General features: G+C 59.3%; 9 protein-coding genes. 6 read left to right on the forward strand and 3 right to left on the reverse strand.

Annotated elements, in window-relative coordinates:
- The first annotated feature begins 37 nt into the window (after positions 1-37).
- Positions 38-946 (forward strand): LysR substrate-binding domain-containing protein, encoded by a 909-nt coding sequence (locus AOA60_RS03015; RefSeq protein WP_099583130.1) that lies wholly within the window; start codon positions 38-40, stop codon positions 944-946.
- Positions 943-1,305, forward strand: coding sequence for an MmcQ/YjbR family DNA-binding protein (locus tag AOA60_RS03020; protein WP_099583131.1), 363 nt, complete (start codon positions 943-945; stop codon positions 1,303-1,305). Before AOA60_RS03015 ends, AOA60_RS03020 begins: the two co-directional genes overlap by 4 nt.
- On the opposite strand, the gene AOA60_RS03025 is transcribed toward AOA60_RS03020, so the two are convergent.
- Both AOA60_RS03025 and AOA60_RS03030 read right to left on the reverse strand, forming a co-directional pair.
- Positions 1,288-1,671, reverse strand: coding sequence for a DUF1294 domain-containing protein (locus AOA60_RS03025; protein WP_099583132.1), 384 nt, complete (start codon positions 1,669-1,671; stop codon positions 1,288-1,290). The genes AOA60_RS03020 and AOA60_RS03025 overlap by 18 nt on opposite strands.
- Positions 1,668-2,498 carry an undecaprenyl-diphosphate phosphatase gene (locus tag AOA60_RS03030; protein WP_099583133.1) on the reverse strand — a complete coding sequence of 277 codons (831 nt, stop codon included), beginning with the start codon at positions 2,496-2,498 and terminating at the stop codon, positions 1,668-1,670. The genes AOA60_RS03025 and AOA60_RS03030 overlap by 4 nt, the downstream gene beginning before the upstream one ends.
- 232 nt (positions 2,499-2,730) lie before the next feature.
- Between AOA60_RS03030 and AOA60_RS03035 the strand changes: the two genes are divergently transcribed.
- The 3 genes from AOA60_RS03035 to AOA60_RS03045 all read left to right on the forward strand — a co-directional run bounded on the left by AOA60_RS03035 (position 2,731) and on the right by AOA60_RS03045 (position 5,567).
- Complete coding sequence (locus AOA60_RS03035) at positions 2,731-4,365, forward strand: methyl-accepting chemotaxis protein (RefSeq protein ID WP_099583134.1); 1,635 nt, start codon at positions 2,731-2,733, stop codon at positions 4,363-4,365.
- A 117-nt stretch (positions 4,366-4,482) separates the two neighbouring features.
- Positions 4,483-5,046 (forward strand): nicotinamide riboside transporter PnuC, encoded by a 564-nt coding sequence (gene pnuC, locus AOA60_RS03040; protein WP_032891136.1) that lies wholly within the window; start codon positions 4,483-4,485, stop codon positions 5,044-5,046.
- Positions 5,043-5,567: an AAA family ATPase gene (locus tag AOA60_RS03045; RefSeq protein WP_099583135.1), complete on the forward strand. Its 525-nt coding sequence runs from the start codon at positions 5,043-5,045 to the stop codon at positions 5,565-5,567. Before pnuC ends, AOA60_RS03045 begins: the two co-directional genes overlap by 4 nt.
- 36 nt (positions 5,568-5,603) lie before the next feature.
- Here the strand turns inward: AOA60_RS03045 and ggt are convergent, their stop codons facing one another.
- Positions 5,604-7,328 (reverse strand): gamma-glutamyltransferase, encoded by a 1,725-nt coding sequence (gene ggt, locus AOA60_RS03050; RefSeq protein ID WP_099583136.1) that lies wholly within the window; start codon positions 7,326-7,328, stop codon positions 5,604-5,606.
- Positions 7,329-7,557: 229 nt separating this feature from the next.
- Between ggt and AOA60_RS03055 the strand changes: the two genes are divergently transcribed.
- A complete protein-coding gene (locus AOA60_RS03055; RefSeq protein ID WP_099583137.1) occupies positions 7,558-13,638 on the forward strand; it encodes a DUF6543 domain-containing protein in 6,081 nt (2,026 codons plus the stop codon).
- Positions 13,639-13,673 lie beyond the last annotated feature (35 nt).

A 13,673-nucleotide genomic window follows, 5' to 3' on the forward strand; every position in this document is an offset into this window, starting at 1 on the left:
CGATAGTTTGTCCCACTGACAGGACAATAGGCGCGCCATGCAAGACCTCAACGATCTCTACTATTTTGCCAAAGTCGTCGAAGCCGGCGGTTTCGCTGCCGCTGGTCGGCTGCTTGGCATTCCCAAATCACGCTTGTCGAGGCGGATTGCCGAGCTGGAGGAACGCCTGGGCGCGCGCCTGCTGCAACGCACCACGCGCCAGCTGACCCTCACCGCCGTCGGCGAGCGCTACCTGCGTCACTGCCAGGCAATGCTGCTGGAAGCCGAGATGGCCGACGAGGCCGTGGCCAGCATGTCCAGCGAACCCCGTGGCCGGTTGCGGGTGACGTGCCCGGTGGGGTTGGCAAACAACATCATGCCGGATGTGGTCGCTGGATTTCTCGCAGCGCACCCTCAGGTTCAGCTGGAAATGACCCTGGTCAACCGCCGCGTCGATCTGGTGGCCGAAGGCATCGACGTCGCGCTGCGCGTGCGCGAGCTGGGCGATGAAGACCCGTTGCTCGTCACCAAACGCCTGCGCCCGGCCCAGACCGCTCTGGTTGCCAGCCCGAACTTCTTGCATGGCCGCCAGATCAGCAGCCTCGATGACCTCAAGCAGTTGCCGATACTCGGCGCGCTGGAGGCGGACCGCATGGTGCACCAACGTATTCTCGATCCCCAGGGCACGCCCCATGACCTGATCATGGAGGCGCGCCTGGGCGTTGATGACTTCAACGTGCGCAAGGCCAGCGCCATCATGGGCCTGGGCTTCACCGTGCTGCCGATGATGTATTGCGAGGAAGAATTGGCCAACGGCCAGTTGGTGCAGCTGCTGCCGGAATGGTCACTGCCGGGCGGCTGGTTACAGGCCGTGTACCCGCACCGGCGCGGCGTGCTGCCGGCCATTCGTGCCTGGATCGATTACCTGGAAGAAGGCTTTAAAAGCTGCGGAGACCGTCTGCTATGAAAATGACCGAAGCACAAGTCGCCACCTTCTGCCTGAGCCTGCCGGGTGCGCGGGAAGACTATAAATGGGGCGGTGTGCGGGTGTTCTCGATTGCCGGCAACAAGATGTTCGCCCTGCAAAACCTGCGCGGTGATTCGCTGGCGTTCAAGGTCGACAAGGAGCTGTTCCTGGGCCACGTCGACCGTCCCGGCATCCACCCGGCGCCGTATCTGGCGCGTGCGCAGTGGATCATCATGAACACACCCTACCCGCTGGGCGCCGAGGAACTGCGTGGCTTGTTGCAGCGTTCCCACCAACTGGTGGTGAGCAAATTGCCCAAGCGCACGCAGATCGGCTTGTGGCTAGAGGACGGACAGTAACGTGCCGCCGAGGAACAGCTGGTCCAACCAGAACACCTGGTGCAGCAGAACAATCGCCCAGAACAGCACTTGGAAAGACACCTTGCGTGTCTTGTGCCGGAACACCTGCTGGGCAATCAACGCCCCCGGCCAACCGCCCGCCAGCTCCACGGCGTGGAGGATGTTTTCCGGGGTGCGCCAACTGTCGATCTGCGCTTTGCGTTTGTCACTCCAGTACAGGAAAAACGCGATCACGCTGACCACGCCATAGGCCGCCAGCGGGACCACGGTTTCGCCGCGTTGCCACACCAGCACCGACCCCAACAGCGGCGCCGCGCACAACAGCACAAAGAGCGCCGCCTTCAAGCGTGGGTGCTGGATGCTCATGCCTTGGCCGCCGCCCAGTCGATCCAACCGAACTGCCAGGTCGCCAGGATCAGCAGGCCAAAACCGATGCGGTACCAGGCAAACGCCGCGTAGCTATGGCTGGCGATGAACTTGAGCAGGCCCTTGACCGCGATCATCGCGAAAATAAACGAGGTGATAAACCCGATGGCAAACACCGGCAGGTCCGCCGGCTGGAACAGCTCGCGGTACTTGTAGCCCGAGTACAGCGCCGCGCCGACCATGGTCGGCATGGCCAGGAAAAACGAGAACTCGGTGGCCGTCTTGCGTGACAGGCCGAACAGCAGGCCGCCGATGATGGTAGCGCCGGAGCGCGAGGTACCGGGGATCATGGCCAGGCACTGGGCAAAGCCGACCTTGAGGGCATCTTTCCAGGTGATGTCATCGACCGTTTCAGCATGCACGGTATGTTCGCGCCGCTCAGCCCACAACATGATCACGCCACCCACCACCAAGGCGGAAGCCACCGTAATCGGGTTGAACAGGTAATGCTTGATCGCGTTCGCGAAAATCACCCCCAGCACCACGGCCGGTAGCACGGCGATGATCAGGTTCACGGTGAAACGCTGGGCATTGCGCTGAGTCGGCAAACCGACGACCACGTCCAGGATCTTGCGGCGAAACTCCCAGACGACGGCCAGAATGGCACCCAACTGGATAATGATATTGAATGCTTCGAAGCGCTCACCACCGAAGCCAATCAAGTCGGCGACGATGATCTGGTGGCCGGTACTCGAGATCGGCAGAAACTCTGTAAGCCCCTCCACTACACCAAGAATCAATGCCTGAATGGCGGTCCAAAAATCCATGCTTCCCCCAAAGGTCATGCGCCGTGGCATGCCTTACTAGTCTTTTTTAATGGTTCACTGACGACGCGCGCGCTGAAGGCCCAATGTTGATGATGGTCAACACCGGCCCGCAAAAATGCTGTGAAAATCAGGCAGTACTCAGGTTTTCCGATTACAGGCCGAAAGCCTATCAGACAAGGCGTAAAAGTCGATGCGACGCCCACAATTATAAAAAGCCCGGAGTGCCAGGACGATGAACAGTTTGCGCAATATGTCGATTAGCCGACGCCTCTGGCTGATCCTGATAGTCGCCGTGCTGATGCTGCTGACCTTGGGTTTACTGATGCTCAAGCAGATCCACGACGACCTTTACCAAGCCAAGCGCCAACAGACCCAACATGTAGTCCAGACCGCCAGTGGCATCCTGACGTTTTATCACGGCCTGGAAACCACCGGCGTCATGACCCGCGACGCGGCCCAGAAACAAGCCCTGAGCGCGGTGCGCGGGTTGCGTTACAACCACGACGACTATTTCTGGATCAACGACCTCACGCCCGTGATGATCATGCACCCGGCCAACCCCAAGCTCGATGGCCAGAACCTCTCGGCCATCCGCGATCCCGATGGGTTTGCAGTGTTCAACGAGTTCGTGAACCTGGCAAAAGCCAAGGGTGCCGGCATCGTCAACTATCGCTGGCCCAAGCCCGGCGCACAGGCGCCCGTGGCGAAGACTTCCTATATCCAGTTGTTCGAACCCTGGGGCTGGATTATCGGCTCCGGCGTGTATATAGACGACGTACAGGCCGAGTTCACCGCCCAGGTCTGGAAAGCCTCAGTGGTCGGTCTGGTCATTGCGCTGGTGATGGGCCTGCTGGTGTCGCTGATTGCGCGCAGCATCGTGCGGCCGTTGCAGGCGGCGGTGCATGCCATGGGCAATATCGCCAGCGGCGAAAGCGACCTGACCCGCAGCCTCGACACCCACGGCCGTGACGAAGTCACCCAACTGTCCCAGCACTTCAACAGCTTCACCGCCAAGCTGCGCCAGGTGGTGAGCCAGTTGCAGGTGTGCGCCAACGCCTTGGGCCAGTCCTCTACCGAGCTGGGCAACAACGCCAGCCAGGCCCATGACCGCAGCCAGCAGCAGTCGCAACAGATGGAACTGGTGGCCACCGCCATCAACGAAGTCACCTACGGCGTGCAGGACGTGGCCAAGAACGCTGAACACGCCGCCAGCGAAATGCGCGACGCCCAGGCCCAAGCGCAACAAGGCCAGGTCAATATCGACGGTAGCCTGCAACAGATCGACCAGCTCTCCAGCACCATCAGCCAGGCCGTGGAAGTGATCCGCACGCTGTCCAGCGAAAGCACACAGATCGGTGGCGTGCTGGAAGTGATCCGCTCCATCGCTGACCAGACCAACCTGCTGGCCCTGAACGCCGCCATCGAAGCCGCTCGCGCCGGGGAGCAAGGCCGGGGGTTTGCGGTGGTAGCCGACGAAGTTCGCCTGCTCGCCCAACGCACGCAGAAGTCCACCGCCGAAATCCAGGCGATGATCGAGCGCCTGCAAGGGCACTCGGAAGCGGCGGTCAAGGTGATCAGCGACAGCCACAGCGCTTCGCAACTGACCATCGAGCAAGCGGGCCAGGCCGGTGCCAGCCTGACCGCCATCGGCCAGGCCCTGCACAACCTCAACGGCCTGAACGCCTCAATCGCCAGTGCCACCCTGCAACAGGCCCATGTGGTGGAAGACATCAACCAGAACGTCACCCAGGCGGCGGGGTTGTCCCATAGCACGGCGTTGGCGGCGGAGCAGTCCAGCGTGGCCAGCGTGCATTTGCGCGGTTTGAGCGAGCAACTCGACGGCCTCTTGCGCCAGTTCAAGGTCTGACACTGCTCCAAAGGTGGGAGGAGGCCTGTCCCCTCCCACCTTTGCCCTCCTGTGTTTTGAAGATTGCTGGCCTGTGGTTACAATCACCGCCCTCTCCCACTCCCCCAAGGAATCGCCATGTCCGGGCTTGAACTGTTCGCCGCCGCCCTGGGGGTGATCGCTGTCTGGCTCACGGTCAAGCAAAACCCCTGGTGTTGGCCCATCGGCCTGGTGATGGTGTTGCTGTACACCTGGGTGTTCTACGACGTGAAACTCTATTCCGACATGCTGCTGCAAGTGGTCTACGCCGCGCTGCAAGTCTATGGCTGGTGGCAGTGGACCCGCGCCGGCGAGGTCAAGCAGGGCCGCCAGGTCACGAGCCTGGGCGTGCCGGCCATCATGACCAGCCTGGCGATCGGCGCGGTGGGCAGCCTGCTGCTCGGCGCCGCCATGGCCCACTGGACCGACGCCGCGCAACCCTGGCTCGACGCCGCCCTCACCGGCTTCAGCCTGGTGGCGCAAATGTGGATGGCGCAGAAACGCGTGCAATGCTGGCCGCTGTGGATTGCCGTGGATGTCATCTTCGTCGGGCTGTTCCTCTATAAAGGCCTGTACCTCACCGCCGGTCTCTATGCGCTATTCACCGTGATAGCTGTACAAGGCTGGCGCGAATGGCGCGCCGATCCGGCGTTGCGCACATGAAGGTCGTGGTGTTGGCGGGGCCCGAATCCAGCGGTAAGAGCTGGTTGGCTGCCGAGTTGAACAAACACTTCGGCGGGTTGATGGTCGGAGAATATGTACGCCATTTCATCGACCTCCATCAGCGCGATACCACCCTGGCGGACATCCCGGCCATCGCCCACGGCCAACTGGCCTGGGAAGATGCCGCCCGCAAACAGCAACCCAACCTGCTGATTCTCGACACCCACCTGCTCACCAACACGCTGTGGAGCAAGACCCTGTTCGGCGACTACCCGGCGTGGCTCGACGATGAGCTGCTGGCCCGTCATTACGACCTGCACCTGCTGCTCTCGCCGGAAGATGTGGAGTGGACAGCTGATGGCCAACGCTGCCAGCCGGAGCTGGAAGATCGCCGCGCGTTTTTCCAGCAAAGCCTGGACTGGATGCAGCAGCATCAGCAGGCAGGGGTGGTGATTCGAGGGGATTGGGAGGCGCGCCGCGCTGCGGCGTTTGCGGCAGTGGAACACCTGCTTGAACCTTAACACTGCCCCCTCCCACATTTTTAACCGCGTCAGGCTTCAGTAGCCCAGGGACAGGCCCGTGTTACGACGCGGGTCATTCGCCCCGTAGAAACGATTATTCCCCACCGGCTTGCCGCCCAATGCAGGCGCGCCCACCAGGATCGCCGCCAAATGGTTGGCATCCTGCGGCCCGGCAAACTTGTGGCCCCAGCTTTCCAGGAGCTTCTGGGTGTCCGGGCTGACCGCGAAGGTCTCAAGGTTGGTGGTGTCCGGCATCCACTGCTGGTGGAAACGCGGTGCGTCCACGGCTTCCTGGATGTTCATCTTGTAGTCGATCACGTTCAAGATGGTCAGCAAGGTCGCAGTGATAATGCGGCTGCCACCCGGCGTACCCACCACCATCACGGCCTTGCCATCCTTGGTCACGATGGTCGGGCTCATCGACGACAGCGGCGCTTTGCCTGGGGCGATGGCGTTGGCTTCACCCTGCACCAGCCCGTACATGTTCGGCACGCCGACCTTGACGGTGAAGTCGTCCATTTCATCGTTGAGGATCACACCGGTCTTGCTTGCCATCACGCCCGCGCCGAACCAGCCATTGAGGGTGTAGGTGACGGAGACCGCATTGCCCCACTTGTCGACGATGGAGTAATGGGTCGTGTTGTTGCCTTCATGGGGCGAAACGCCCGGTTTGATCGCCTGGGAATCCCCGGCCTTTTGCGGTTCGATGGCTGCGCGCAGTTTGGCGGCGTAGTTTTTATCCAGCAGATGCTCGATCGGGTTCTTCACGAAGTCCGGGTCGCCGAGGTAGCTGTTGCGATCCACATAGGCGTGGCGCATGGCTTCGATCTGGTAGTGCAGGCCCTGGGCCGAGTGATAGCCCAGGTCGGCCATCGGGTAGCCTTCGAGGATATTCATGATCTGGCAGATCACTACACCGCCCGAGCTCGGCGGCGGCGCGGAAACGACGTGGTAGCCACGGTAGTCGCACTCGATGGGCGCCAGTTCGCGGGTCTTGTACTTGTCGAGATCAGCCTGGGTGATGATGCCCTTACCTGCCTGGCTGGAGTCCACCAGGGCCTTGGCGACCCAGCCTTTATAGAAACCATCTGTGCCTTTGGCAGAGATTTCCTTGAGGGTTTTGGCCAGGTCTTTCTGCACCAGTTTCTGCCCGACCTGCATCGGTTGGCCGTTGTGCAGGAAGATGCTGCGCAGGTCCTGGTCTTTTTCAAACTCGCCGGTGGCGGTGTGCAGCAGGTCGATATCGCCTTGTTCCAGGGCGAAGCCGTTTTCTGCCAACTTGATCGCCGGGGCAATCACCTGGGCACGCTTGAGGGTGCCGTACTTGCTCAGCGCCAGCTCCATGCCGGACACGGTGCCGGGCACGCCGACAGCCAGGTGGCCCTTGGCGCTCAGGCCGTCGATGACGTTGCCGTCCTTGTCCAGGTACATGTTGGCGGTGGCTGCCAGCGGAGCTTTTTCGCGGAAGTCGAGGAAGGTCTTGCGCCCGTCCGCCAGTTGCACGGTCATGAAACCGCCGCCGCCCAGGTTACCCGCCGCCGGATACACCACCGCCAGCGCGTAGCCCACGGCCACGGCCGCATCCACTGCATTACCGCCGGCCTTGAGTACATCCACGCCGACATGCGTTGCCAAATGCTGGGCCGTCACCACCATGCCATTTTCACCGGCCACCGGGGCCTGGGAAGCGGCCTGTACACCACTGACCGTCAACACCAGGGCAGTGGCAATCAAGGTACGGCTGAAGGGTTGGTATTTCATCCATGGCTACTCTAGTTGTTGAGATGCACCAAAATAGCCCGCTGGAGATTTAATCCCCAGCGCGATGGCGTTTTTATTACAGAACTTGTCGGTCATGGAACGGAGCCGAAAAAGCCGCTGCGATATTTCGCGCCCAACAGGCCGAACAACTGACAGGAACTTACACACTCCGCACGCCACTCAGCGAAACCCGCCTGAAGTCAGTATTGGTCAACGCGAGAAGCCCGACATGAAAAACGTCAACACACTCAACACAAAGATTGCACCACTCACCAGCGCAACACACCTGAACTTACCTGCCACTGAACCGATAGTTTCAAACGTGCTGAAAACACTGGCAGTCAAAATGCACGCCGATCTTGGCGGCACAAGCGCTCATTTCAGCCCGCCTCAATCGAGCGCGGCGGCATCTGCCGAACAACGTGTCCTGAGTGTCTTGGAACAACGCCCGTCGGTGAACCAGCCCAACCTTGCCGATCAGATCCTCTACCTGATGCATGCATCGAGCAGCCCCCTGGAGGACGCAGGAATGGCCCAGGCAGTCGCTCATTTACTGGATCAGCCCAGCCACCAAGATGTACGAAAAACCTATGCCCAACTGATCAGCGACAGCCTGCAAGGTGCGGCGACAGTAGCGTATGACGCCGCACACGTGTTGTCACGCAACCGGCGCGCTCTAGCCCCAGACCGAGCGCAACCCACGTCCACCGAGACCAATTCCTCTCCCCGCACAATAGTGACCCAAGGCGACAGTGAACTGGCCTTGCTGTCGGCCAACGCAATGCTCGAACGCTATATCGCCATCGAGGAAAAACGCGCGCTCCCAGCGCCAGAAACCGTGTCCAATATCCCACCCTTCTCAACCTTCGGCCTGGCATGGTCGAAGCTTTCGGCATTGCTCACCGGCGACCCCTTCAAAACCTTTGCAGCCAGTAAAGGGATTGACGTCACCACCGTACGGATTTCCTTGCCATCGGGCACATTGAACTGCCTCAGCAATGGCAAGCCCGCGGTCTTTACGTTGACCGACAGGTCCGGCTGGTACGCAGTTGCTCCGCGAGTGCTGACGGCGGCAAAACAACTGACGCCACTCAAAGTCGCGACGATAGACTTTCCTGGCGTTAACAGAGCCTCTCTCGAACTCATCAGCCGCTTCTACCACGCCGGCTTCGACGAAAGCTCAAGCTCTCCACGCTTCTTTATCAACTTTCTGAATGAATACCGGACGTTTCATTCGCTCCTTCCGGGCCGCGTTCCAGATAGTTTCAACTACAGAAAACAGGCCGAGGCAATACGCACTGTCGGAGCAATGACCCCAGAGGAAATCACCGCCCTTACCGCGTCGCGCCCCTCGGATGTTTCGCAGCAACTCAAACGCGGCGACAGTGCCTTGGCAAGACTTTGCAGTCAGGCTCTGATCAACAACGTCGATGGGCTTAACAGCGACCCATATAAAATTTTTTATTTGATGATTCATGACATCCCTGAAGACTCAACCTTCTCAAAGGCCCAAGAGCATTTTAGACACACGTTGAACACCGAGCCTTTTGCGCGATTTGCGGTAGACCAGTCCATCAACCTGAATAGCATCTCGATTGATCCCATCAGTGGCGATCTGCATTGCACGATTAATGGGGATGAAAAGGTTTTTAAATCAAACGACGCATCAGGCTGGAAGCTGGCTTCACCCCAGGTCCTGGAAGCCGTCAGGACGTTGGCCGCCGGACTGGACAGACACTGGAGTTACCCGCAACCCAAACGGGCCTGCCTGTTTGACGTAATGGCTTTCTACGGCGAAAGCCCGGTTGTGGGCTCAACATTGGCCACTTTCAATCAATGTGCCCGAATCAATCGCAATAATACGTTCAGCGCTCTTGTGGACGGCGCAGCCGACCCTCGCGGCGACTATCGTCGAGCGCGTGAAAGGCAACAATCCGTCCTGAAATCGCTCACCCCTGAGCCTCAACCACCTGCCGCACAAAACATCGACGAGCAACGCTTGGTCGAGGCTTACGCCACAGAGCTTCTCAAGACAGTGGATGGCAGCGATGCCGCCTGGGTTCGTGCGCCTGAGGGCTCGACGCTGGGCAAATGGCTGGAAATGTATCGCGGCCTCCTCGACCACCCGCTGGTAGCAGACTGGATGCGCGAGCAAAAAATCGACCCAGCGCTCATCGAACTCACGCCGTCTACGGGTGAGTTACTGGTCCGCGACGACAGTTCAGTGAGGGTCTTTTCATTGAACGATGATTCCGACTGGAAAGAGATTGCCCCTGTCCTCTTGAGCGTTGCCAACGTTATTGCCCCCGTCCCCGATCAAAGCCTGCGCATCGCCCCGGGCAATGGTTTCATCGCCACGCCGCTTGAGGTGGTCGCCAACTTTTACGGGGAGCAGGCGCCTACCACAGCGGCCGACATTCGTACCAGGGTCAATCAGTTGCGGCACAAAGGCAGCTTTGATCCGCCTGCGCCAAACGACGCGCTGCGGCCCGCCAGGGCAAGAACGGCGGAGGCGCTGGACAATCTGCACCGCCAGGCACACGTTTACAGCAGCGCCATCAAGCGCTCGAGACGAGACAAGACCGACTACAAAAACCTGATGACAACCGTCGCACGCGACTTGCCGAACTTGCGCGCAGAAGCAAAAAAATGGGCCGAGGCCCTGGTTCTCAAACTCACCGGCAAAACGGTCGATGCCGATACGATCTACCTCAACCGATTCCAGGGTTCCCAGAGTGCGAACACCGTCACCGGCTGGGAACATATGAACGAAGAGCCGACTTCTTCGCTGCGCCTGCCTGACGCTTTGTTACACAACTTCTCGGAGGACGACTGGGTCCCCGGCAACCTCGATTCCGAAGCCGGCCTGTATACAGACGGCCCGGGCAAAAGTAAAAACGGCGGGTATGGCACTCATAACGAACTTGCGCTGTCACCTTCGCAACTGATGCATGAAAGCTGGAAAACCGACTTTCAAAACCAGATCTCCCAAAAACTCGACAATTTTTGGACAGAGCACGCTGATGACTATCGGGCGGCGGTCAAAGGCCAGTTTATTTTCAAGGCGCGAGAGCAATTGAAGGCCGCTGAACAAGCCACACCGGCCGAACGGGCAGCGCTACCGGCGGAACAACGCTTTACTCGCCAGGACTATGAACTGGTCATGAAAGCTGCCGCCAATGTGCCATTGGATGTACATCAACAACTGTCCCTTGAACAGATAAGGACCCTCAGCCCGGTAAAACATGTCGTACGCGTACATGCCTTCGACATCAACGGCCTCATGTCCAACGACATCCTGCGTTTCACCGAGCTGGATGATGGCCAATACCGCTACCTCAAAGGGCGCCGGGACGGCCGTCAGATACTGTATATACCTGGAAACAACCCGGATTTTTTACGCTTTGACTCTTTAGAGAGCATGGATAACTGGATCGCTGATCATGCCAAAAACCCTGACAAACGCAAGGCCCTGGCGTCCCATTTCACCCTGTCAGATCGTCAGGAAAGAGCGTCCACTCCCGTGTTGAAAACGATGCTGGAGCAGTTTCTTCCGTTGTATGGGCTGCTTGCGCCTAAAGATCGTTCGAAAGAAGGCATCGACTCCTTGCTCGATAGGCTCTCAACGGGCTCCGCAGACAACCTGGAAGGTAACCATATCGATCAGGGCAACTTCGTGATCCACGAGGACGTTTTCAGCACAGTGACGAAAGCCACCAGCCAGCGCATGCGTGCTGATGCGGACACCACCATCAAATCCAACAGTGAAGTCACCCGCGATACCTGGCTCAACGATCTGTCTGTTGCCGCCGAGTTACTGGCCAAACTGGCTCCGATTGCCGCTCCAGTCGCCGCAGCTGCCGTTGTTACCAGCCTCGCGGAGGCTGTAATTGGGGCGGAAAAGTCCGACACGGGCGATACCGAAGCCGAACGAAGCGACGGCTCAAGCAAAATGCTTGATGGTGTGCTCAACGCGCTGTTCTCCTGCAACGCCGCAGAAGTCCCCGAAGATCCCTTTGTGCGGCCGACCTCCAGGCCGCTCGCACGCCCCGCGGCCCGCGAAGCAACCGGCGTGCTGGTGAACAACGGCGTATCCAGGGAGATCATCACCGAGGCTCACCTGCCCGTGCAACGCGAGCGTTTTTCCGACGGTACCACGGCCCTCGTGCTTGAACGACCGATGCCGCCCGATGCGTACACCGTGGCTCGCTCCGACGGGTTCGATCTGGTTGCGGGTGAAAAAGTCTATCGCTACGAATCCAGCGAGCCGGATCGGTTGACCGATCTCGCTACCACGGCGCGCCCTGGCAGCCTGGACCGTTTCGAAGAATTCTGTCCGGCCCCCATGTCCTTCTCTGGAAGAATGCGACGAGACACAAGTAGTCTGTGTTTCGTCAAATCCTTGGCTGACTTAACCGAAGATAAAGCAAAAGAACTGCAATCTCTGGAACATACACGCCTGTACCCAGCCGCGCGAAAATCACTGTTTAACAGTAAGCGGTTCGTGGTTGCCGAAAGACGCTTGAATGAAGTGGTCGAGACCGAGGTGGGCAGTAAACTGGTGCCAGTTCAGGGCAAACCCTTCATCGAATACAAGTCGATCGTCACCGGCACTATCACCAAGGATGCCCGATTCGGCATGGTTGACAGGACCGAAAGTGAATTCCTGCGTGACCATACCTATGTCGTAAAGCTGGGAAATATCAGCAGCGTCTGTAAAGACTCGCGCGAACTCAGAGGCATCGTCGTCACCAGTCCAGTAGCGGGTGACACGGCTCAATACCTGGTGATCGAGGCAGACACTGCGCAATTCTATACAGCAAAAATAACCCCAGGTCAGACCGGGGAGGTGCGCTTCATCAAATGTGACCTTAACGACTTCAATACTGAGCTGGGCAAGAAATACCGCGCCGAACTCTACGCACGCCAAGGCTCTGCCGCCCTGCCGATCGACGCCGATTTTGTCGCATTGCCCCCCCTCGATAAGGCTCTCGCCGACTTGAAAAAGTCAGGCTACACAGACCCGCAGATCAATGAGCTGAAAACCGAGCTGGCAAAAATGAGCAGCAGCCAGAAGCGTGAGGTCGTGTACGAACTACAGGCAAGAGGGGCTATTGAGAAACAGGTCATCGCACTGAAAACCGCGAAGGTTCGACCGCTGACCAAACCCCGCAACTTCAACACACTGTCGGTTTCGCAAAAAAATGAATTTTTTGCGACCCGGGCAAAAGAGGCAGTAACCCAGCAGTTCAAGGCCACGGGGCTTGGCCCAGGCAATCTGGTGCGCTCCGCCGATGACGTGGCACGAGCAAGGGCTGCGCATCAGACCCGGCAATGGATGCGACGTACCCACCCATCCGGAGCGCCGGAGCGTGCGACGATGGCGCTCAAGAGCGGCGTTGGAAACTGCGGCGAGATGAGCCTGTTGGCCAAAGACACGATCAACAGCAGCGGCGGCAGAGCCTATGAATGGAGGGCTGGGAATGAGCATGCATTTACCGTGGTGGGCGGCCCCGCAGAGCTGCCCGGTGCGACGGTGGACTTTTCCGGCCCCGAATGGGGTGACGCATGGATTGTCGACCCCTGGGCCGATATTGCATGCCCTGCCAGTCAGTACACCGGCAAACTGGACGAAGTCATGCGCCAATGGGAGGCCCAGGGAATAAAGATCGTGGACGGCAGTGGCGCTACAGGCCTGGGGAGCCCAACCAAGCAAGAATGGCTGGATGCCCTGATCGAAAAACCGAAAACTGCTTACCCGCACAGTTACGAATTACCCGCACCTGCCCTACGGGTTCCCAGGCCTGATGCGCCCGTCAAGCCGCCGACCGTTTACGTTCCCGCAGGCGCCAGCGAAACCCTGGAGGGCGGCAACGCCGTACTGTCTACACGCGGACTGTCAGACTGCTCAGCGCTCATCGTTCTAACCGACCTTAGAAACGGTGTTTTTCAAAAACGTACCCTGATGCATCTGCTCGGCAGTAATGTCGAGAACGGTCTTGGCAGCCTGAGCGCATCGCGAGAGCTTGCGAAGCTGGAACAGTCATTGGGTAGCGACGCAAAAGTCATCTTTGTGGGCGGCAGCAACTCCAAGTCGGTCGTAGGTATGGCCACTGTTCTGGGGCAGACCGTGGATGGCAGACAACCGCTGCTGGACATCGTAAACAAACCAGGGGTTTCGTCCAGTCTGGCCAGCGCTACCGCCATTGATGTCAACCCGGATGGTACATTTCAACTGGTGACGGAGGACGGAACCCAGGGCGTCTTGAGCAAACAGATGGCCGAGGATGTTTTTGGCTTTATTGACTAAGGGCCGCGTTACTGCCCATTGGCGCAACCCGAGGT

It is taken from the genome of Pseudomonas sp. 2822-17 (genome assembly GCF_002742485.1).
Taxonomy (GTDB): Bacteria; Pseudomonadota; Gammaproteobacteria; order Pseudomonadales; family Pseudomonadaceae; genus Aquipseudomonas; species Aquipseudomonas cyclaminis.

Excerpts from the sequence above, each read along its gene's own strand:
- AOA60_RS03045 (WP_099583135.1), top strand. The coding sequence starts at position 5,043 with ATGAAGGTCGTGGTGTTGGCGGGGCCCGAATCCAGCGGTAAGAGCTGG.
- ggt (WP_099583136.1), bottom strand. The coding sequence starts at position 7,328 with ATGAAATACCAACCCTTCAGCCGTACCTTGATTGCCACTGCCCTGGTG.
- AOA60_RS03030 (WP_099583133.1), bottom strand. The coding sequence starts at position 2,498 with ATGGATTTTTGGACCGCCATTCAGGCATTGATTCTTGGTGTAGTGGAG.
- AOA60_RS03035 (WP_099583134.1), top strand. The coding sequence starts at position 2,731 with ATGAACAGTTTGCGCAATATGTCGATTAGCCGACGCCTCTGGCTGATC.
- AOA60_RS03020 (WP_099583131.1), top strand. The coding sequence starts at position 943 with ATGAAAATGACCGAAGCACAAGTCGCCACCTTCTGCCTGAGCCTGCCG.
- pnuC (WP_032891136.1), top strand. The coding sequence starts at position 4,483 with ATGTCCGGGCTTGAACTGTTCGCCGCCGCCCTGGGGGTGATCGCTGTC.
- AOA60_RS03055 (WP_099583137.1), top strand. The coding sequence starts at position 7,558 with ATGAAAAACGTCAACACACTCAACACAAAGATTGCACCACTCACCAGC.
- AOA60_RS03015 (WP_099583130.1), top strand. The coding sequence starts at position 38 with ATGCAAGACCTCAACGATCTCTACTATTTTGCCAAAGTCGTCGAAGCC.
- AOA60_RS03025 (WP_099583132.1), bottom strand. The coding sequence starts at position 1,671 with ATGAGCATCCAGCACCCACGCTTGAAGGCGGCGCTCTTTGTGCTGTTG.